We start from the raw sequence: 19,662 nt of genomic DNA on the forward strand, positions 1-19,662 counted from the left end.
AGCTTAAAAAACTTGTCTTTCTGAGCTTTATCTTTAGCCGTTACGATGACAGTAAGTGCTATGGGTGCTTGCTTAAAACTTGCTATTAAAGGGATTCAGAGTCTTTATAGTATTTTCCAAATTCAGGCATTCAAAATCCATAGTTTCACCCTGATGATACCTGTTCACTCTGATAAACAATTAACTATATACGTCCCTGAGATAAGCAGTATGGATTCTAAAAAGAACCTTTTAGGATTGGCAAATAACGATCAAAATCACAGCCAGAGCCAGTCTTCTTCTGAGCCCCATCAAGATAATACGATGTCTTTGGTTTATCCCGATGGTCGAGTGAAGAACGTCAAGGTACGTCAGAAGTGATAAATCATTTCAGCGTTGCTGACTTTCGGGAGGATTTAATCTGAATAATGCTGATATAGGTAAGGCAATCCTAACTAGGTCAATCCCTTCTCCTATTCAGCAGTAGCTAATTTCTTTTGATATAGAAATATGTAGAGCACCTGAACTATAGGGCACCTTCATGTAGAGGCCTTTACTCGCATCCCTTTTTGCCATGGCATTGCCTAGACTTTTAAGCCAACTCACCCAGGTTTTTCTAGCGGTGCCATGCCCACTTTGTCAGCGGCCTGCTTCATCGCTTCTGTGTGCCGATTGTTATGGGCAGATGTGTGCGTGCCAATGGTCTTCTGGCCAGGCTCATGCCATGCATCAGATGCCTGCTACATCAAAACAGCCAGCACTATTAGTCTTTTCCTGGGGAAAATATCAGGGTGTTCTCAAGCAGCTATTGGCTTTGCTCAAGTATGGCAACCAGGCTGAGCTTGGGCTTTGGTTGGGTTATCAATTAGGGCAGCAATGGAAAAAAAGTGGTCTTCAAGGGACACATCGGCCCGTTGTTGTCCCAATCCCGTTGCATCGTCAGCGCCTCAATCAACGAGGGTATAACCAAGCTGCTCTGATTGCTCAGGGATTTTGTCGTGTTACAGGTCTGCCGTTAGCAGAAAATGGTCTGAGGCGGATTAAAGCCACTGAGGCAATGTATCATTTGAAAGCTCACGAAAGGCACAAAAATCTGATAGATGCATTCCAATTGGGTAAGAAGTTGCCATCCCAGCAACAGCCCATCTTACTCATGGACGATATTTATACTACAGGTACCACTGCTAAAACAGCAGCTATTCCCTTGATGCGGGCTGGTTATTGCATTGTCGGCATTGCTACCGTTGCTCAAGCGATTTTATCGTCCCCATTGGCGGGGTCAGGAAGATCTGATCTTCCTCATTAAATACCAGGCTCGCGTCTAATCCTGTAATTTGCTCAAATTGGCTAGGTGTCAGCTTTACATCTATGGATGCAGGATCGATTGAACTGGGTTGCACCGTTTTCACATCCAGAGAAGTTACCCCCAACGACTTAGCGTGAGGGGGCTTAAATGCGCTGGGTAATTGGGGCGATGATTCTGGATCAGGCTGCCAAGTTCGAAGACGTTCATGAACATCGTAAATAAATGACATACCTTTTTGCATGGGCACCTTAGACCAACCTTTGACAAGAGCTTCTGTTAGAGCAAGTTCGATTAAAGATTGGGGATAAGTCTCTACTAGCTTGGCCAAATAGTCTGCAAATGTATCACCATCATTGCCATCTAATTGATAGATATCAACAATATGATTCACGCGCTGGCGGGTGATACGTTTTTGGATGTCCATTATTATGCTTAGAACCTGAAAATTAGCAGTTCGTTTAGCCTGTTATGGCAGATAAATCAGAGCGTGAAATGCAGAATTATTGATTTCCCTAAATACTGATTTAGGTATTTACACCTGAGAACGAGTAATGCGGGAATAATGACTGGCAAAAACGATGATTAGGTTTTCTATTAGACAATAGAAAAATAGCCTAATTAAACCTAATTAGCATAACTCTAATATTTAATTTTCATAATAGATGAAGAAGACCTTACTCTGTCAATACGAGAAAACGTAGTGATGACTATTTTTTATTCATCATACTTTCTTATATTATCTGTGGCGAGGATATGATCCTAATGGTGAGTAGCTCTGCTGGCTTAATACTGTTCAGTCCCATGGCTGAGCTTTACTTTTCTGAAAGTTTTGCAGCTTTGACAGAAAATGTCTGGTTTCATTGGCAGAGGTTTGCTTTTAATGCTTACTTTCATTTTCTATTTATCAATACTAATTCTGGGTGAAAGTGAGGATAGATCATCATCTATCCTCACTCTTTAGTACAGACACAGATGGCTTTTGTAGAAAGATCGTTATCGTTTCTGGGGGTTCGGGAAACTTAAGAGAGCATCCAGAGACACTTGCTCAATGCTGCCTTGTTGGGATTAGACTGTATTGTCTAGCCCAGCAATTGGAAGCTGCATAAGATGTTCCATTGCAAAAAGTATCTCTAAATATTTTTTGAGAACGGCACTGGAACGTACCAATGTCCTCCTTTACGAGAGCGTTAAAATCATCGCTGGGCAATCAAAAAGATGACTGAGTCTGTACTGAATATACTGCCGCTAGAAAATGGTTTTTCAGTGGCTTCGCTGATTAAAACAATGAAGGCAATTATTCAGGCTCAGACAAATGGCTATATTCACGTAAAAGCGATTTCTGGGGAGCAATGGTGGCTTGATTTTCGGGTAGGACGGCTATTGTGGGCCGGTGGTGGCCAACATCGGTTTCGGCGATGGCAGCGTTTGCTTCAGACCTATTGTCCAGATTTGCAGCCAACTGAGTTGCGGTTGCGAGAAGCGGAGATATTTGATCACTGGGAGTATGTGGCACTTTTAGTGCTATTACGGCGGCAGCAGATTACACGGGAGATTGCGATCTCAATTATCCAAGCTACTCTGACAGAAGTGCTGTTTGACATTTGTCAGGTGGTGGGTAGCATTACCCACGTCGCGCATTCTACGGATCATCAATCGCGGTTAAGTGAACCGATGGCGATTTTGAGTAGTACAGCGTTGTTTTATCGGGTAAGGACGGACTTGCAATCTTGGCAAAATGCTGAGCTAGGTAAAGCATCCCCTAATTTGGCTCCGATCATTGTGGACACGGAGCGGCTGAAGCAGTGTACTCAACCGCGCACTTACCAGATTTTGAAGCGGTTGTTGCAGGGGACGCGCTCATTACGGGAGCTGAGCCAGATTACAGGTCATGAGGTGTCCTCCCTCGGCTGTATGATATCTGCCTATGTGGAGCGAGGAATGGTAGTGCTGAATCGGATTGAGGATTTGCCGAATCCTTATGCGGCAGCAGCGCAGAAGGTGCCGCATAAGGTGGTGAATAAACTGCCGTTGATTGTTTGTGTGGATGATAGCCCTCAGGTGGGATATCTGATGGAGGAGGTGTTACGTCCAGCTGGGTATAGATGTATTAATATTCAGGATTCTGTTCAGGCCTTAGGGCAAATTATTCGCCATAAGCCAAGTTTAATTTTCTTGGATTTGGTGATGCCTGTGGCGAATGGTTATGAGATTTGTAAACAGATTCGTCGGGTGAAGGCTTTCAGGAAGACGCCGATTATTATTTTGACTGGGAATGACGGCATTGTAGATCGGATGCGGGCTAAGGCGATAGGAGCCACAGACTTTATGGCAAAGCCTATTGATCCAATTAAGGTGATTGAAGTGGTGAGAGCTCAGTTATCGAATATGGAAACTGAGGGTGAAGAGAATTAGGTATACCTGACTCTGTTTAATGATTCACTGGAGCTTGTGTCATGCTTAGATTATCCTTATTAAAAACAAGGTAGAACACACGTATTAATTTGCGGCGACTCAGACAAATTGCATGTTCATCAATGGGGGACCTAAGATGATACAGAGTCGACTTACTGAGATAGGTAGTGATCAAAAAGCTAGGGCTACGACTGCTCATTCTGTTGGGGCTATTGTGCCCATTCCTTTTACGAGAGGCCAGCAATAGCCTTGAACCTTATCCGGCTGTTCTGCAGCCATCAGGCGCGACAAAAATATCTGCATCCGACGGGATACTAAGGTTTTCTAGAACTGAGCTCATTGCTATTAGTCATGCTGGCACTGAACAGCCGCTAGATCCAAGGGAGTTTTTTGATGTAATTCCTAATCAATATTGGTCCCATATTGCCCGTAATGGTTTTGGATTAGGAGAAGCAAAAACTAGAAGTGTTTCCCTCGGGATTTGGACATTGAGTGCTACCACAATATTAGAAGCGTCTCCTACGGAGCGAAAGGCAGCTTTGGACTGGATGACTACCCGTTTGCAGATGCTAGGTATGTCTGATGTAGAAAAGCTGCAAGTGCGACAAGTCAAAACCTGGTTCGATATTGACAAAGGAGTAGCCGTAAAAAGTGAGATTACTGAACAAACAAATGTTGAACTTCGTTAGTAACTCACTGGACTCTCTGGAAGCACAGATCAAACAGTCAACCCGTATCGACGCTACATCACTATGCTTGTTTCGAGTTGTCTTTGGGCTATTTACCCTCTTTTTAAGATGGCCGAGTTTTCGTTGGCTCAGTACTGTTCCTGACGCATTTTATAATCCACCTATTTTCAGCCTATCGTCCTTTTTGGCAGGCTTTCCCCATGCGTTTGTGTTCTATGGTATCGATTTCTGTCTATCTGTTTTCATTGTCGCTCTTCTAATTGGTCTGTTCACAAGATTCGCAACCGTTGCTCTTCTGACTACCTTGATTGTTGCCAATAGCTTTCAGTACTCTTTGGGGAAAATCGACCATGGTGGAGTGCTTTATCTTTGTGTGCTTCTAGTCATGTCTTTTCAGGATTGGGGACGATACTTCTCAGTTGATTCATTGTTGTTTTATGGACGACAAGTTCATCAAGAATCTTCTAAACCACATAAGAATCTTTATTTTTTGGCTCTCTTAATTGCTTTTAGCTTTTTTACAGCTGGCTTTGGTAAAGCCCTTGCATGGGTCGATTTTGACTTGTCTACCAGTGGCTTTCTCAGCTGGCTGTATTCCGGTTATTTTAGCTATGGGCGTACGCATTTACTAGCTCCGTTTATTGTCGGTCTGGATCTGCCACTGCTATGGGAACTCATTGATTACTCGGCAGTCCTCTTTGAGCTGGGCTTTTTATTGGCTATGTTTTGGCGTAGGGCTTGGTATGTATGGCTTGCTTTGGGGTGCTTCTTTCATTTATCGAACAGTCTGCTACTTAATATTCCTTTCAATACGAATGCGATCGCATATTTAGCATTTATCCCTTGGTCACAACTAGGTCTGTTTGATCGTTTCTCGTTCCATACGTTTCGTCGATGGATATGGCTACTACTAGCTCTGTGGGCTACTGCTCTTGCGCTGAGTTTCTCCCTAGGTAGTTCGTTTTCTGGTTTAGCTTACTCTCTTGGAGACCTACTCAATATTCCTATTCCTGGACTAGTGATAAGTTGTGTCCTGTGGATTATCTGCCTTTCTCTTTTCATTTGGGTTATAGCAACTGGCAAACTTAATTATGCACTCAAGTCTTTCGATCCCAACCTGAATAATTGACTCTAGGACCGTACTTCTTGCAATTCTGACATGACGTCTACCTCTGCACTCACTACCATTATCACTGAGCATATTCAGACTGCTCCAAAAAATCGCATTACCTTTAGGGAGTATGTGAATTTAGCCCTTTACCACTCTCAACATGGTTACTACACCACTAAAGTTTCCATCCTTGGCCCTAGCGGTGACTTTATAACTTCTCCTCATCTTAGTCGCGATTTTGGTGAGCTTCTTGCCAATCAATTTGCTGACATGTGGTGTGCCCTGGGGCAACCCACAACATTTCATTTAGTTGAAATGGGGGCCGGTCAGGGACTTATTGCTGCTGATGTGCTTTCATATCTGCAACAGCATTTCCCTGATTGTTATGCCACACTCAACTACATCATTATCGAAAGATCCCCTGCACTGCGGTCAGTTCAGCAAGAGCGCTTAAAGCACAAAAAGGTCAGTTGGACTACCCTTGACGCTCTACCACCCATTACCGGTTGCTTGTTCTCCAACGAACTCGTCGATGCGTTTCCTGTTCACATTATTGAAAAGAACAACAACCAACTTCAAGAAGTTTATGTCACTACCAAAGACAATAGTCTGAAAGAGACTCTAGGTTCTCTCTCCACCGACAAACTCGCACAATACTTTGACCTAGTCGAGATTAATCTCCTTGCTGACGATTACTCAGATGGCTACCGCACTGAAGTTAATCTTGCTGCTCTAGACTGGCTTTCTAATGTCGCCAGCCGTATCGCTCAAGGATTTCTTCTCACCATCGATTATGGCCATATTGCCCAGCGTTACTATAGTCCTGCTCGTCATAGGGGAACTCTTAAGTGCTATTACCAGCACCGACACCATGACGATCCGTACACCAACATTGGTCAACAAGATCTAACCGCCCACGTAGACTTCACTGCTCTAGAGCGCTATGGCGAAAAGGTGGGATTTACTAATGTAGGCTTCACCCAACAGGGGCTCTTCCTCATGGCTCTCGGGCTTGGCGATCGACTCGCCAATCTTACCCAAACTATAACTCCCGGACCCGACGGCTTCAACCACCTCATCCAACGTCGCCAAGCTCTTCACCAACTCATGGACATGACTCCTATGGGGCTCGGAACTTTCGGGGTTCTAATTCAAAGCAAAGGTATCGACTGTAATGTTTCACTTAAAGGTCTAGTTGTTCCTCCGCTAACCTAAACTACTTTTCCCAACCTCATGAATTACTAAGGCAGCACATTTTTAAGGTTTCAAACCCTCTTGTTCTCGAGGTAAGAGGGTTTGTGTGGAGAAGCGTTTAGAAATTTCACACAACCTCCAAAAACTCACGCCGTTTTCTTAAATATTGTTTTACATGTGCTGGCATCACGATTCCTTCGGCCAGCTTTGGATCCACAATCGGTTCACCCGCCTGCATCCTTAAAGGAATTATCCCAGCCCAATGAGGCAATCCATAATCCGCTGCATCATCTACCGGTGGTCCAGTCCGAATCTTCGCTGATGCCTCATCAATCGGTAATGCCAAAACAGTTGTCGCCGTTAACTCCTGCTCATTTGGCTCGCGCGTTTCAGCCCAACGGCCCGGCATCACATGCTCTGTCAACGCATAGAGTGCCTGCATTTTCTCTTCTCGTTCACTCACCAATTCTGCAGTCCCACATAGCACCACAGACCGATAATTCATCGAATGGTGCATGGCTGATCGCGCCAATACTAAACCATCCAGGAGTGTTACCGTTACACAAATCTCAATCCCTTGTTGCAGCGACCTCAGCATACGGCTGGCCGGTGAACCATGAATAAATAACCGATTATCCATGCGCCCATAAGCCGTAGGAATCACAAATGGCTGATCATCCACAGCAAACCCCACATGACAAATAAGGCCTGTGTCTAAAATCGAGTAAACCGTTTTCAGATCATAATGACCACGCTTAGGTATACGCTTTACCTGAGTCCGTGTTGTTTTCATAATGCTATCTCCTTTCCAGTGAATCAAATTATTTAAGTTTGAATAGATCTCCTTCGGTCCTCTCTCAGAATAGATTCCCGAAGAGAAGAGCGAGTTTTCCTGTTTCGGAAAAGTGTTTGAGCAGCAGGTGCATAACTGCTAATGCCAAAATGTATCCCCAAGCCTCTTTTGGAAAGGGCTTGGGGCCGTTTCATATGACTAAAACCAGTTGAATTACCAGCGATATTGCTACTTTACCGATGTAGATTGGCATGCGTCTAGAGCCAATTTAGAATTAAACTATAAGTCCAATTTCTTAGGATAGACCTTTAACAAGTACCGATGGAATTAGCCTTAGTGATTGATGCTGCATTGTCAGAACCTTTGCATCAACAGGTATATAGTCAACTGCGTTGGGCAATTCTCTCGGGGCGATTAGTCTCGGGACAGCGTCTACCTGCTTCACGTACTTTGGCAAGAACCTTGGGGTTATCACGGACTACCGTGACCCAAGGCTACGATCAGTTGATTAGTGAAGGGTACTTACAAACCCGACGAGGAGCAGGCACTTACGTCTGTGCTCAGCTGCCAGAAATGTTGTTAGAAGCTGATGAGCCAGTAAAGTCCTCGCCTCAGCCTGTTGTTAAGGCCCCTCTGTCAGACTACGGCAAACGGGTAAAGCAGGTATCCCTCAGCCCATTGAGAGAGTCTTATGAGATTAGTTTTCGCTATGGTCATCCTGCTTTAGATTTGTTCCCAGTAGAGCTATGGCGAAAACTGTTGTCAAAACATTGTCGCGAAACGAAACAATGGCTTAATTATGCGGGAGAGACTTTGGGGTATTGGCCGTTGCGAAAGGCTGTAGCCCATTATTTACAGCATGCACGGGCGGTACGTTGTACGCATGATCAGGTGATTATTACTAATGGTAGTCAGCAAGCACTGAGTTTAATTACCCAGCTCTTGGTGAATCCAGATGACAGTGTGGCTATTGAAGAGCCTGGCTATCGAGGTGCCCGTCATATCTTTAAAGCGAGTGGTGCAAACTTATTGCCTATGCCGTTAGATCATGATGGTCTGATGGTTGATACGTTATTGGCCTATGACAATCCTCCTAGATTGGTTTATGTCACACCGTCTCATCAGTTTCCGACGGGAGCTTTACTGTCGCTACCTCGTCGATTGGCGTTGTTGCAATGGGCATGGAGGACTGGTGCACTCATTATTGAAGACGATTATGATAGTGAATATCGCTATGGAGGACGACCTATTCCATCATTGCAAGGGTTGGATAACCATAGCTCTGTGCTCTACGTGGGCACATTTTCGAAGGTCATGTTTCCCAGTATTCGCTTAGGGTATTTGGTGGTGCCTCAGTCTTTGGTAGAGGTATTTGGTAAAGCTAAGTGGTTAGCCGATCGCCAACCCCCCACGCTGACTCAATATGCTTTAGCAGAGTTTATTTCAGCTGGGCATTTGGAACGCCACATTCGTAAAATGCGCCTGTGTTATGAGCATCGCCGTCGTGCCCTGCTGCAGGCTTTATACAAATACTTTGGCCAAGAGGTGAAAATTTTGGGAGATAGCGCGGGGCTGCATGTGATGGCAAAGCTGCCCCTGAGCTTCAGGGATGATGAAGTAGTCGCAAGAGCCGCTCGTGTTGGTGTAGAAATATGTAGTGCTTGCATTCAATATGAAGTGCCGCGTAATACAGGAGAGTTTGTGTTTGGTTACACGGATCTCACTGAAGAGCAAATAGAAGAGGGAATACACCGGGTTGCTAAGGCATTATGGACATAGTTAATGCCCATTTTCGAGACTGACTCCTCAATACTTGAATTGACAGGAACGTGAATCATTAATAAGTTTTTTGCCAGGGTTAATACTCCCTTGACGAAATATCTACTATTAAAGTTGACAGCAACATTTGAGGACAAGGCTTTGGATATTACACTGCTTGCCCTACTAATTATCAGCATGGTTTTATTTGGGTTACATATGCCCTATGTAGTTATGACCATGGTATTGATTATCGCACTCGCTACTGTAGCAACCCGTCTATCTTGGTCTGTGTTAAATGCGTTTGAATCGATAGAAATCGACTAACTACTCTAGTCAGTGGTGCGTGCACTTGTCTTTTGTTCAGCCTAATAAACGATTACCCCTAGTAGATGATTTACAAACCTACTAGGGGTAATCGTTTGGGCGGATAATGTGATGCTTGGAACAACAGCGCTATCTTCTAACGGGTGCCTATCGCTAAAAGGCGTGTAATCAAATCCTCACTATTATTAATTTCGACTTAGTAACTTGCGGCTACACCTTTACAATAGATCGGTTGTATCCTGCGACACTAGTTTTGATTGAACGTTACACCCTGCCCGAAATGGGCGAACTTTGGACCGACGAGTACAAATTTAAGACCTGGCTACAGGTTGAGATCGCTGTGTGCGAAGCCCAAGCTGAACTGGGCCGTATTCCCCAAGCAGCGGTGGACGAAATCAAAGCCAAGGCCAATTTTGATGTGGCGCGAATTCTGGAAATTGAGGCTGAGGTTCGTCACGATGTCATTGCATTTTTGACCAATGTTAATGAATACGTTGGCGATGCAGGTCGCTATATCCACTTAGGGATGACTAGTTCTGATGTGCTGGATACGGCACTGTCTCTACAGATTGTCGCTAGTCATCAGGTAATTTTGTCTCATGTGGAGCAATTAATTCAGGCAATCCGCAATAAAGCTCAGGAACATCGTAATACCGTGATGATCGGTCGTTCCCATGGCATTCATGCTGAGCCTATGACCTTTGGCTTCAAGTTAGCTGGTTGGTTGGCTGAGGTGCTTCGCCATCGTGAACGTTTGTGCCGTATTCAAGATGAAATTGCCGTTGGCCAAATCTCGGGAGCGGTTGGCACCTACGCCAACATTGATCCAGAAATTGAGGCGTTGACTTGCCAAAAGCTGGGTCTGAAGCCTGATACTGCTTCGACTCAGGTGATTTCTCGAGATGTCCATGCTGAGTTTATGACGACATTGGCAGGACTGGCTGCATCCATTGAGCGGTTTGCAGTCGAAATTCGGAATCTACAGCGTACTGACGTGCTCGAAGTTGAAGAGTTTTTTGCCAAGGGTCAAAAGGGGTCTTCAGCTATGCCCCATAAGCGTAATCCAATTAAATCTGAGCGGTTGGCGGGGCTGGCTCGCATCATTCGCACCAATGCCCTGGCTGCATTAGAAAATGTTGCCCTGTGGCATGAACGTGATATTTCCCATAGTTCAGTGGAACGGGTTATTTTCCCTGACAGCTGTATTTTGATTCACTTCATGCTGGTAGAGACTACGAAGCTGGTGCAAAACCTGCTGGTCTATCCCGAAAATATGAAGCGTAATATGAACATGTACGGCGGTGTGGTCTTTAGTCAGCGAGTGCTGCTTTCTCTTGTGGAGAAAGGCATTGCCCGTGAAGACGCTTATCGTATTGTGCAGAAATGTGCCCATGCTGCATGGAATGTTGAAGGTGGTGATTTCCATACCTTGATTTCCCAGGATCCTCAAGTGAAGGAAAAGCTGTCGCCAGAGGAAATTAAGGAGGCATTTAACCCTGACTACCAGCTGAGAAATCTGGATAAGGTTTACCAGCGCTTGGGGATATAGGTGAATGACCTTTGATGGGGCACCCCTAAGTGGAGTCTCTAAGCATAAAAAAACAGGGAGATGGTAAATCCACTCCCTGAAATGCCTACTATATGCTCACTAGACGCTTGCTAGTAGTAGGTAGCTCCAACCATGTACCTACTACAACTACAGACAGTCATAAGCTAAGTTTGTTCCGATTACTTAGTGCGACTCTGGATCCTCAACATACTCAGCGTCTTCAAAGTCAGCTGTTTCGGCATCCATTTCCTCTTTGAAACCTCGTAAAGTTTTTCCGAGAGCACTGCCTAACTCAGGAATTTTTTTAGGCCCAAAAATTAAAACAGCGACAATGGCAATAATGCCTACCTCTGGCCAACCTAAACCGAACATGGCACCTTTCCATGAATGTTTCAATTACTATACCGTAGTCAATCGGGGCCTTAACTAGCCTGTAGTTTTAAATCGGTGATCCAAATTCAACTCGATCTTGAGGGAGCTGATCAAATTGTGTCGCTGACTGTGGAGTTTCAGATGGATGATTGTTGACTTCTGTACTTAGCCGTTCTGATGCAGCAGTGTCTACAGGACCGCTATAACACAGTAGGGTGAGATCCAATACTTCGTTGGGACGTACGGGTACAGCTAGTCGCTGATTTCTGGAAATATCAGCTGATGTGCTATCAGTCAGAAAGACGGGACAGGTTTGGGCTTGGATGTCTGATAGATGACGACTGTTGTTGCTAACGTTGCTTTGAGCGTAACCCGCTAATGCTAAGGTCAATGTTCCCAAGACTGCATTGCTGATGATGAGCTTAATATTCATGGTCACAGCATCCCTTGAAGCTACTTATATTTCTATTGAATCGTTAGCTTTAAGAGCGCGCATGTAACGGTTGCAAAAAGCAATATATTTTGCAACATTTTAGAAGTTGTCAGAATACTTAGTCGAGCCTTGCTAAGTCTGTAACAGACTGCAAGGCCCGGCTTTAGTGTTAGTGCCTGTATCGCTGTTCTATCCAAATGCGCATTGCGTCTTCGGAATCGAATCGATTATGTTTACCACTGATGGGATCGTGTACGCACCAGTAGTTCCCTTGTTTGGTTTCTTTCACCCAAATGCGTAACTGATCTCCTTCAGTCAGGGATTTCACTAACCATTGACCAGCTGAATGCAGCCATTTGCTGGATGTTTGTCTGATTTTTTGGATTGGGGTAGGCTGCCACAGTCGCTCTAAGTACCGACGTTTAACTTCAAGTTCTTGCAAATTGGAGGGGTAAGTATTCATGGAAGCCTCCTAATGGAGTAGCGATTGCATATCCCTAATCTATGTACGAAATTTTGAATCATCAAAGCATAGGATAGATGGGAACTATCTACGAAATTAATAGCGGTGAGTATTGGGGCTTAATGATGGTCTCTGGCAGTCTTAGGAACTATGCAATCAATCCAGGTATCTGCCGTTCATCCTGTAAAATACTGGGCGGCCCATACTCCATTTGTAATGAGAAAGCTTTATTTTCTCCTGCCTGGAACTACTCGTACGTTTTACTGTGGTGGTCTTTTTGCTGAACTGAATACTCTGCAATTAGCTCAACAGATTTGTGAGGCTGACGTGGTTACCTATCGGCAGCGAGAAGACGCTTATCCCTTGCTTGACGATCTTTTACAGGAGAATGATCTCAGTCGTTTTATTTTTGTTGTTAGCTGGGGGTTTGATGTTCCTAAACAACTTAAAAAACTTTCTCATTGTCATGTGGTATATCATGCCCATAGCTCGGGGTATGGTTTTGTATTACCGCCTCAAGTGCCGATTCTTTCTGTGAGTCGTAACACTATGGGGTATTGGGGGATGCGATCGCAAAATTCCCTCATTTACTGGCTCCCCAATCAGTTACCTGCCAATGTTGTTAATCATCAGGTTAATCGAGATATTGATATTCTAGTGCAGGCAAGAAAATCGTCAGAATATTTAACTACTCAGTTAATTCCTGAATTACAAAAGAGCTTTAATGTTGTTGTGATCGACTCCTTTGTAGATGATTTAATGACTCTCTTTAACCGAGCTAAGGTTTATCTCTACGATTCAGCTGAATACTGGGCGCAGTATCGTTTGACCGAAGGCTTTGGTTTGCCGCCTATGGAAGCATTGGCCTGTGGTTGTCAGGTCTTTTCCAGTGTCAATCATGCCCTGGCCGATTATCTTGACCCTGGGATAAACTGTCACAAAATTGCAGGCTATGCCACAGGCTATGATTGCCAGCGAATTGCAGCCGTGCTAGATAATTGGCAGCCTAATGATTTACCAGATGCCTTTTTTAACCCTTACCGTACTGAACAGTTAGTCCCTCGCATGGAAACTATTCTGATCGAACTCAACCAATTCTTTGACTATCGGCAAAAACAGCCATCAGATATTCCTGGTCTGACTCGCAAGCGACAACTTTACCTTTTTTACAAACGCGTGCAAGCAAAACTGGCAAAGCTTCAGACAAGGAGATAAAGCGGTTTTGAGTTCCTAGTTTTGAGTTGATCACCCGTTGTCAGGAATTTCTTAGGCAAAGGCTACTCATTCAAAAATCAAAACTGACTTGTGCCACATTTCTCCTGCATCTTTCTCATCTGATTCACAAGATAGTCTGTGCGTCCTAATTCAGCTTTTTGGTAGAGGCGTTCAAATTCCTGTTTGAAATGTTGTGCAACAGTGGCGTTTTCGATGATGATGAGATTTTCATCATTTTTGTTGTTAGCGGCTTTACTCCAGTTATGAGATCCAATAACCACTGTGCGATCATCAATCAGGGCAAATTTGTGATGCAGCTTATCGCCGTCAGCTAGGTGTGGATAACCGACGGTTTTGATGGGCACATGCCACGGTTGATTATCTTTTTCATACTTGCAACGGTGATCGGGTAAACTCAGGCCGAGCATATCCAATGCCTCACTGTGGTAGCGATAGATGAAGCTGCGATCAATCAGGGTGCGGAGTTGAATTTTAGGGTTGGCAGCTAGTGTATTGGCAATGCCTTGATCGGTCAACACAAACAAAGCTAGATCAGCGGACTGTTGTGCTTGACTAAGGGCTTGGGCAATGATGCCATTGGTCGTCTGTTCCCTGGGGGTATCAGCTCGGTGTGGTGAAAACTGCACTGTGATTGTGCTGCCTGGAAGAGAAACTGTTTTTAGAGATCGCATTGGCTTTGGAGATCCAAAGAGACTATCGGGTTGCCCTTCAGGACCGTCACCCCACATCAGATTAAATTCATCTGTGTAGGCAGTGGCGAGCTCTGCACTATTGATGTGTAAGAGTGCATTGGCATTGCCTTGGCTCTCAGGAATTAACCAGTCTCCATGAATGCCTGACAGGGTAAAGTTGGCAGAACCGGTGACTACCGTGCGATTGTCCACCACGATAAATTTATGGTGCATGAGGCCGCTGCCTTTGGTGCCGTCGGCAGTATCGTCCACGATGGGAATGTCAGCCTGGTGCAACATGAGGATGGCATCGCGTTTAGCTGCTTCATCGGGGGAAACGTGTCCGTCTGCATCTATGTCACCAAATGCAAACAAATTTTCGTATTTGCCTCGGCTGTAACTATCTTGTTGACGAATCCAGTTGCGATCGCGCCCGCTCCAACCCTCACTATATTGATTATCTAGAATCACCCTCACCGCTATTCCAGCCTGAGCCTTATTGATCAAGGCATTTGCCACATATGGCAGGTTTAGTTCTTGTACAGCCACATCAACCGAGATATTTGCCTGGTCAATGGCATCAAGCAATACTTGTTCTAAGTTTTCACCAGACCGTCGAATTTGACGATAGGGATCCTTATATCTATGGGTTTCTGCTTGATTAAAAAAAACTTGAACATAGGGGTCTTGCGGTAAAGGGCTGGGATCTCTATTACTTTTTTTCCAGCCTAGATAAGCTAATCCAAGGCTGCCAAGGGCAAGGGCAAGTAGGCCAAAATGTCCCACTTGAAATCGGTTGAGCATTGCACCTGATGAATTCTTTAGACAGTCTTTAGTGAGCCCTGCCAAGCTGACCAATTAGCAGCAGATTGCTGCCTAATGCCCACGCTCAAAAACGTGTCCACTGATACGATTAATCACGTTATGCTGATTACACACAAAAAGCGCTAGTTTGCTATGCCAACTCCCGAATTTTTCCTAGAGGCAACCAAGTGGATGGGCCTCACTACGTTAGCCTTTGCGGCTCTGGCAGCGCTGGCGTTTATAGTCCAGTGGGGTATTCGATTCAGACTAGTAGGGGTTACTGGGTTTTGTGGTGTGCTGACAGCAGGTCTGTTTGGTCTGAGTTTTCAGCCCTTAGTGTCGACTACGATTGAAGGCTCGGTCTCCTACACAACTGTTTATGATTCTGGGGCAGCTCAGCTTGTTATTTCAGTTCCTGTAGATATTACAGAACCTGAGTTGGAAGCGACTTTGCGGCAGGCGGCGGTCAATTCGTTTAACCCTAGTCGTTTAGGTGGTGGACAAACTCCGATGATCCGGGCTCGTACGATTGTGCATCGTGACCCAGGTATCTCAGACTTGTTGTATCTGGGTAAGATTCAGCCAGATGTTAAATCAGAATCTGGCTATGCCATTACCCTTTCTCGTTCTGATTTGGCTAGGGCGCGAGCGGCACTCCAGAACAGTTAGCTTGAATTGGGATGCCGTCGCTGCTGTTCTGGAATAACTGAATTTGATCCCTGGTATGTAGCTCTCCGTTACAGATTATTTTTGTAGCTGCTGCTAAATCTCTTAGGACTTTTATCGATTTGCTGAGAATCAATTATGTCTACGATATCGACGCTGATGGTGGCACCGTCTCAGGTGGTGCGTGGCTCCGGGATTTTATCTGGCAGTGGGCCACTGGTGGCCAGATTGGGGCAACGACCATTATTAGTAGGGGGTGATCGCACTCTACAGGCGGCAGCTCCCTTTTTGACTGAGATGCTTCATGGTCTGAAGGTAGTCCAAGCGTCCTACCGAAATGACTGTTGTGAAACATCATTGGCCCAATTGCGTCAGGCAGTGACGGATCATGGAGCTGACCTAATCATTGGTGTCGGTGGTGGTAAAGCCCTTGATGCAGCTAAACTGTTGGCCCATCAAACACAGTTACCCGTGATCACGATCCCCACTTCGGCGGCGACCTGTGCTGCTTGGACTGCACTATCTAATGTGTATTCTGACCAGGGGGCCTTCCGTTATGATGTCGGGCTGCCGGTTTGTCCTAATCTATTGTTGTTGGACTATGAACTCGTTGCAACCGCACCTAAACGCACACTTATTGCGGGGATTGGGGATGCGATCGCAAAATGGTACGAAGCCTCTGTCAGCAGTGGCCATTCTTCTCAAACCTTAATTATTGGTGCAGTGCAACAGGCTCGGGTCCTGCGAGATATCCTTTTCCAAAAATCAGCGGCTGCTTTAGAAAATCCTGGTGGAGACGATTGGCGTGAGGTGGTCGATGCTTCGGTGCTGATGGCTGGTGTGATTGGTGGTATGGGGGGTGCTCAATGTAGAACCGTTGCTGCCCATGCGGTTCATAACGGTTTAACCCAGATCCCATCGAGCCATAGTATGCTCCATGGCGAAAAAGTAGCCTATGGTATCTTAGTGCAACTGCGCTTAGAGGAAATGGCAGCGAACAATGCCCTGGCCGTAGCTGCTCGCCAGCAATTGCTTCGGTTTTATACCCAAATTGGGTTACCAATGACCTTAAACGATCTGGGTTTAGAAGAAATGTCTGTCATGGAGCTACGGCAGGCTGCCGAGTTTGCTTGTCAGCCCCAATCAGATATTCACCATTTGCCATTTGCTGTCAGCCCTCAGCAGGTAATGGCTGCCATGGTTTCAACCACGGCCCCCTGTCGCCGCAGTCCGCCCGAGGCGTCCGTATCCCCATTGCCCAGCAAAGCCCAATCACCGTCACGCAAGTCATGAGGAGGTAGGCCATGACCCTAGCTTGGATGAAAAAAGCACAGAGACTTGAGCAGTTACCTCCCTACGCCTTTGCGCGTCTGGATGAGCTGAAGGCCAATGCGCGAGCCCAGGGCCTTGATTTAATTGATCTCGGGATGGGAAATCCTGGTGGTCCCACACCTGCTCCAGTGGTAGAGGCGGCTCAGCAGGCCCTGGCTGATGCTAGCCAGCACGGCTATCCTCCCTTTGAGGGGACTGCCAGTTTTCGAAATGCCATTACAGCTTGGTACCGTCGTCGTTATGGTGTGAACCTTGATCCCGAGGGAGAAGCGCTGCCCCTGTTGGGTTCTAAAGAAGGTTTGACACACTTGGCGTTGGCTTATCTTGATCCCGGCGATACGGTGCTAGTGCCGACACCTTCGTATCCGGCTCATTTTCGGGGACCTGCGATCGCAAACGCATCTATCCATCCCCTGATGCTAACGCCAGAAAATGACTGGCTGATCGATATCTCCACCATTCCAGAAGCGGTTGCCCGTCGGGCCAAAGTTCTGTATTTCAACTATCCCAATAACCCAACAGGAGCTACCGCTCCCCGCGCCTTTTTTGAAGAGATCGTAGCCTTTGCCAAGCACTACGAAATTATGTTGGTGCATGATCTATGCTACGCCGAGCTAGCTTTTGATGGGTATCAGCCCACCAGCGTTCTTGAAATTCCCGGTGCTAAAGAATTCAGTGTCGAATTCCATACGTTATCTAAGACCTACAACATGGCAGGTTGGCGTGTAGGTTTTGTTGTCGGTAATCGCCACATTATTCAAGGATTACGTACCCTCAAAACCAACCTCGACTACGGTATTTTCTCCGCCATTCAAACTGCTGCGGAAACGGCCCTTAATCTGCCTGACTCCTACTTGGAAGAAGTTCGGCATCGCTACTGTACCCGGCGAGACTGCCTGATCTCAGGTTTGGCAGAATTGGGGTGGGATGTACCTAAAACCAAAGCTACCATGTATCTATGGGTGCCGTGCCCTCCCGATATGACCGCCGCAGATTTTGCGTTCTATGTGTTGCAAAATACTGGCGTAGTCGTCACCCCTGGTAGTGCCTTTGGTGAGGGTGGAGAAGGATTTGTCCGCATTAGCCTGATTGCAGAAGAAGATCGCCTGAAGGAGGCACTCCAACGCTTGAAGGATGCGGGTGTACGTTACCCATCGTCAGTGACTGTCTAGCACTAGCCTCACAAGTGTTGTGTTACTTCAACAGATATAGGCTGTGTTGGGCTCTAAATCCGTCGCAGCCTATGTCTTGGTAAGACCAATTCCTGAAACCTTTATCTTCAGATCCCGGTTCCAAAAGCTTGACAACAAGGAACTTCTGAAACTTAAACCGAAGAACCAAGAACCAAGAACTAATACAACGGTCCTTTCAAGCTCGAAGAAATTTACCTCTTCTCTAAGCAACCAAGCGTTTTTGAGGATCTGCTGTTGTTTCCAAAATGGCTAGCTCAAAATTTCGAGCTAGCCTTAGGTGTATATTTGCCAAATCTTGAGCTTGACTAAAGTCAGTTTCTTTGACATCGGCTTGACCAAAATACGTCTGATTAATCAGACTGTTCGTTAAGTTCGCTTTTTCTAGGTTTGCATGCCCAAAATAGGCCTCCGTCAGGTTTGCCTGGGACAGATAGGCATGGTACAAATTGGCATTCGCAAAATAGGCCTGGGTGAGATCAGCACCAATCAAGCAGCAGTGGCTAAGATTAGCTCCCTGAAAATTGGTTTCACATAGATTGGCTTCAAAAAGATAGGCGCGACTTAAATTGGCACCACTCAGGTAGGTGAGTCGTAGGTTAAACCCTGCTAAATCAACTCCTTGTAAGTCAGCGGCTCTCAAATTTGGTCGGATTTGGGCATTTTGCTGACGCCAGCGGTTCCACGCTCTGACACCGCTTTTCAAGATGTCTAGGTGTTCTGGGTGGGCCATATCTGTGACAGTGTAGACGGCTCATAACTGATTACAACGCTGGTGACATGGCTGTCGGCCAGGTTGTTATTAGGAACACTACCGTTGCAATGATAGACAAAACCCCAGCAATCACGTTTCCCAGCAGAGAGCTGACCACGATTGCCAAACTTACCTTTGCACCCAATTTGCAGCGTGCGGCTAAGGCTAAATCACGGCGGTATAACATTTCGCCAATAAAAGCCCCGATCATGGAGCCAAAAAGAAGACCAAAGATAGGACCGCCTACAAGAATGGCAGGTAGCGGCCCCACCAGCCCGAGAATCATACCGATGATGGCTCCAATTTGACCCCAATTACTGGCTCCAACCTTTTTGGCCCCTAGGTAGCCGGCCAAGTAGTCAATGGCGGTAGTCATTAGAAAAATCGCGATCGCAACGCCCAGGGCAAGGAGCACAGCTTGACTGAAGCCTGAAACAGCACCCCAAATTGCAATAGCCGCGACAATTAACCCAATGCCAGGAAATGCAGGAACAAATGCACCGACAATGCCAGCTACCATGACAATGAGAAGGACCCAATAAAGAACCATCAGCCCTATAGTCATATTTGCTTATCTATTCAAAAGTGCACGCCTACTTTTTACTCTAGCGGTCGATTGATAG

The 19,662-nt window shown here is 45.8% G+C and carries 20 protein-coding genes; 12 read left to right on the forward strand and 8 right to left on the reverse strand.

Translation table 11 applies throughout. The features are described from left to right. Window positions 1-210: 210 nt before the first annotated feature. Together U2F10_RS20245 and U2F10_RS20250 are read left to right on the forward strand one after the other, a co-directional pair. The gene (locus U2F10_RS20245; protein WP_499873140.1) at window positions 211-360 is read left to right on the forward strand and encodes a hypothetical protein; all 150 of its coding nucleotides are present in this window, start codon (window positions 211-213) and stop codon (window positions 358-360) included. Window positions 361-553: 193 nt separating this feature from the next. Further along, entirely contained in the window at window positions 554-1,285 is a 732-nt protein-coding gene (locus U2F10_RS20250; protein WP_163697588.1) for a ComF family protein, read from the forward strand. Here U2F10_RS20250 and U2F10_RS20255 read toward each other — a convergent pair. After that, a complete protein-coding gene (locus U2F10_RS20255; protein ID WP_163662591.1) occupies window positions 1,218-1,709 on the reverse strand; it encodes a hypothetical protein in 492 nt (163 codons plus the stop codon). The two genes, U2F10_RS20250 and U2F10_RS20255, sit on opposite strands and share 68 nt — an antisense overlap. Window positions 1,710-2,500: 791 nt before the next feature. Between U2F10_RS20255 and U2F10_RS20260 the strand changes: the two genes are divergently transcribed. The 4 genes from U2F10_RS20260 (at window position 2,501) to U2F10_RS20275 (ending at window position 6,712) form a co-directional block, all read left to right on the forward strand. After that, the gene (locus tag U2F10_RS20260) at window positions 2,501-3,697 is read left to right on the forward strand and encodes a response regulator (RefSeq protein ID WP_163662589.1); all 1,197 of its coding nucleotides are present in this window, start codon (window positions 2,501-2,503) and stop codon (window positions 3,695-3,697) included. Between the two features lie 167 nt (window positions 3,698-3,864). Further along, the gene (locus U2F10_RS20265) at window positions 3,865-4,386 is read left to right on the forward strand and encodes a hypothetical protein (protein WP_499060496.1); all 522 of its coding nucleotides are present in this window, start codon (window positions 3,865-3,867) and stop codon (window positions 4,384-4,386) included. Continuing rightward, window positions 4,370-5,515: an HTTM domain-containing protein gene (locus U2F10_RS20270; RefSeq protein WP_163662585.1), complete on the forward strand. Its 1,146-nt coding sequence runs from the start codon at window positions 4,370-4,372 to the stop codon at window positions 5,513-5,515. Before U2F10_RS20265 ends, U2F10_RS20270 begins: the two co-directional genes overlap by 17 nt. A gap of 30 nt (window positions 5,516-5,545) precedes the next feature. Beyond that, window positions 5,546-6,712 (forward strand): class I SAM-dependent methyltransferase, encoded by a 1,167-nt coding sequence (locus U2F10_RS20275; RefSeq protein ID WP_163662583.1) that lies wholly within the window; start codon window positions 5,546-5,548, stop codon window positions 6,710-6,712. A gap of 106 nt (window positions 6,713-6,818) precedes the next feature. Here the strand turns inward: U2F10_RS20275 and U2F10_RS20280 are convergent, their stop codons facing one another. Further along, window positions 6,819-7,484: a pyridoxamine 5'-phosphate oxidase family protein gene (locus U2F10_RS20280; protein WP_163697591.1), complete on the reverse strand. Its 666-nt coding sequence runs from the start codon at window positions 7,482-7,484 to the stop codon at window positions 6,819-6,821. A gap of 321 nt (window positions 7,485-7,805) precedes the next feature. Between U2F10_RS20280 and pdxR the strand changes: the two genes are divergently transcribed. Continuing rightward, window positions 7,806-9,263: a MocR-like pyridoxine biosynthesis transcription factor PdxR gene (pdxR, locus tag U2F10_RS20285; protein ID WP_163662580.1), complete on the forward strand. Its 1,458-nt coding sequence runs from the start codon at window positions 7,806-7,808 to the stop codon at window positions 9,261-9,263. A 559-nt stretch (window positions 9,264-9,822) separates the two neighbouring features. Beyond that, a complete protein-coding gene (gene purB, locus U2F10_RS20290) occupies window positions 9,823-11,118 on the forward strand; it encodes an adenylosuccinate lyase (RefSeq protein ID WP_163662578.1) in 1,296 nt (431 codons plus the stop codon). A 183-nt stretch (window positions 11,119-11,301) separates the two neighbouring features. Here purB and tatA read toward each other — a convergent pair whose 3' ends face one another. The 3 genes from tatA to U2F10_RS20305 all read right to left on the reverse strand — a co-directional run bounded on the left by tatA (window position 11,302) and on the right by U2F10_RS20305 (window position 12,386). Then, window positions 11,302-11,490 carry a twin-arginine translocase TatA/TatE family subunit gene (gene tatA / locus U2F10_RS20295; RefSeq protein ID WP_163662576.1) on the reverse strand — a complete coding sequence of 63 codons (189 nt, stop codon included), beginning with the start codon at window positions 11,488-11,490 and terminating at the stop codon, window positions 11,302-11,304. A gap of 67 nt (window positions 11,491-11,557) precedes the next feature. Then, window positions 11,558-11,923 (reverse strand): hypothetical protein, encoded by a 366-nt coding sequence (locus U2F10_RS20300; protein WP_499867618.1) that lies wholly within the window; start codon window positions 11,921-11,923, stop codon window positions 11,558-11,560. Between the two features lie 169 nt (window positions 11,924-12,092). Beyond that, entirely contained in the window at window positions 12,093-12,386 is a 294-nt protein-coding gene (locus U2F10_RS20305) for a hypothetical protein (RefSeq protein ID WP_163662572.1), read from the reverse strand. A gap of 216 nt (window positions 12,387-12,602) precedes the next feature. Between U2F10_RS20305 and U2F10_RS20310 the strand changes: the two genes are divergently transcribed. Next, complete coding sequence (locus tag U2F10_RS20310) at window positions 12,603-13,601, forward strand: glycosyltransferase (RefSeq protein WP_499873308.1); 999 nt, start codon at window positions 12,603-12,605, stop codon at window positions 13,599-13,601. A gap of 77 nt (window positions 13,602-13,678) precedes the next feature. Here U2F10_RS20310 and U2F10_RS20315 read toward each other — a convergent pair whose 3' ends face one another. After that, the gene (locus tag U2F10_RS20315; RefSeq protein WP_499873141.1) at window positions 13,679-15,097 is read right to left on the reverse strand and encodes a phospholipase D-like domain-containing protein; all 1,419 of its coding nucleotides are present in this window, start codon (window positions 15,095-15,097) and stop codon (window positions 13,679-13,681) included. Window positions 15,098-15,250: 153 nt separating this feature from the next. Here U2F10_RS20315 and U2F10_RS20320 point away from each other — a divergent pair, with 153 nt between their 5' ends. From U2F10_RS20320 to U2F10_RS20330, 3 genes are all read left to right on the forward strand, one after another. Continuing rightward, window positions 15,251-15,766: a DUF2518 family protein gene (locus U2F10_RS20320; RefSeq protein WP_163662568.1), complete on the forward strand. Its 516-nt coding sequence runs from the start codon at window positions 15,251-15,253 to the stop codon at window positions 15,764-15,766. Between the two features lie 135 nt (window positions 15,767-15,901). Beyond that, complete coding sequence (locus tag U2F10_RS20325) at window positions 15,902-17,056, forward strand: iron-containing alcohol dehydrogenase family protein (protein WP_499873142.1); 1,155 nt, start codon at window positions 15,902-15,904, stop codon at window positions 17,054-17,056. Between the two features lie 11 nt (window positions 17,057-17,067). Beyond that, window positions 17,068-18,267: an aspartate aminotransferase gene (locus U2F10_RS20330; RefSeq protein WP_163662564.1), complete on the forward strand. Its 1,200-nt coding sequence runs from the start codon at window positions 17,068-17,070 to the stop codon at window positions 18,265-18,267. Between the two features lie 223 nt (window positions 18,268-18,490). Here U2F10_RS20330 and U2F10_RS20335 read toward each other — a convergent pair whose 3' ends face one another. Both U2F10_RS20335 and U2F10_RS20340 read right to left on the reverse strand, forming a co-directional pair. Continuing rightward, a complete protein-coding gene (locus tag U2F10_RS20335; protein ID WP_163662562.1) occupies window positions 18,491-19,018 on the reverse strand; it encodes a pentapeptide repeat-containing protein in 528 nt (175 codons plus the stop codon). Window positions 19,019-19,049: 31 nt separating this feature from the next. Continuing rightward, the gene (locus tag U2F10_RS20340; RefSeq protein ID WP_499873143.1) at window positions 19,050-19,589 is read right to left on the reverse strand and encodes a DUF456 domain-containing protein; all 540 of its coding nucleotides are present in this window, start codon (window positions 19,587-19,589) and stop codon (window positions 19,050-19,052) included. Window positions 19,590-19,662: the final 73 nt, after the last annotated feature.

The organism is Leptothoe sp. EHU-05/26/07-4, assembly GCF_043421015.1.
Lineage (GTDB): Bacteria > Cyanobacteriota > Cyanobacteriia > Phormidesmidales > Phormidesmidaceae > Leptothoe > Leptothoe turfae.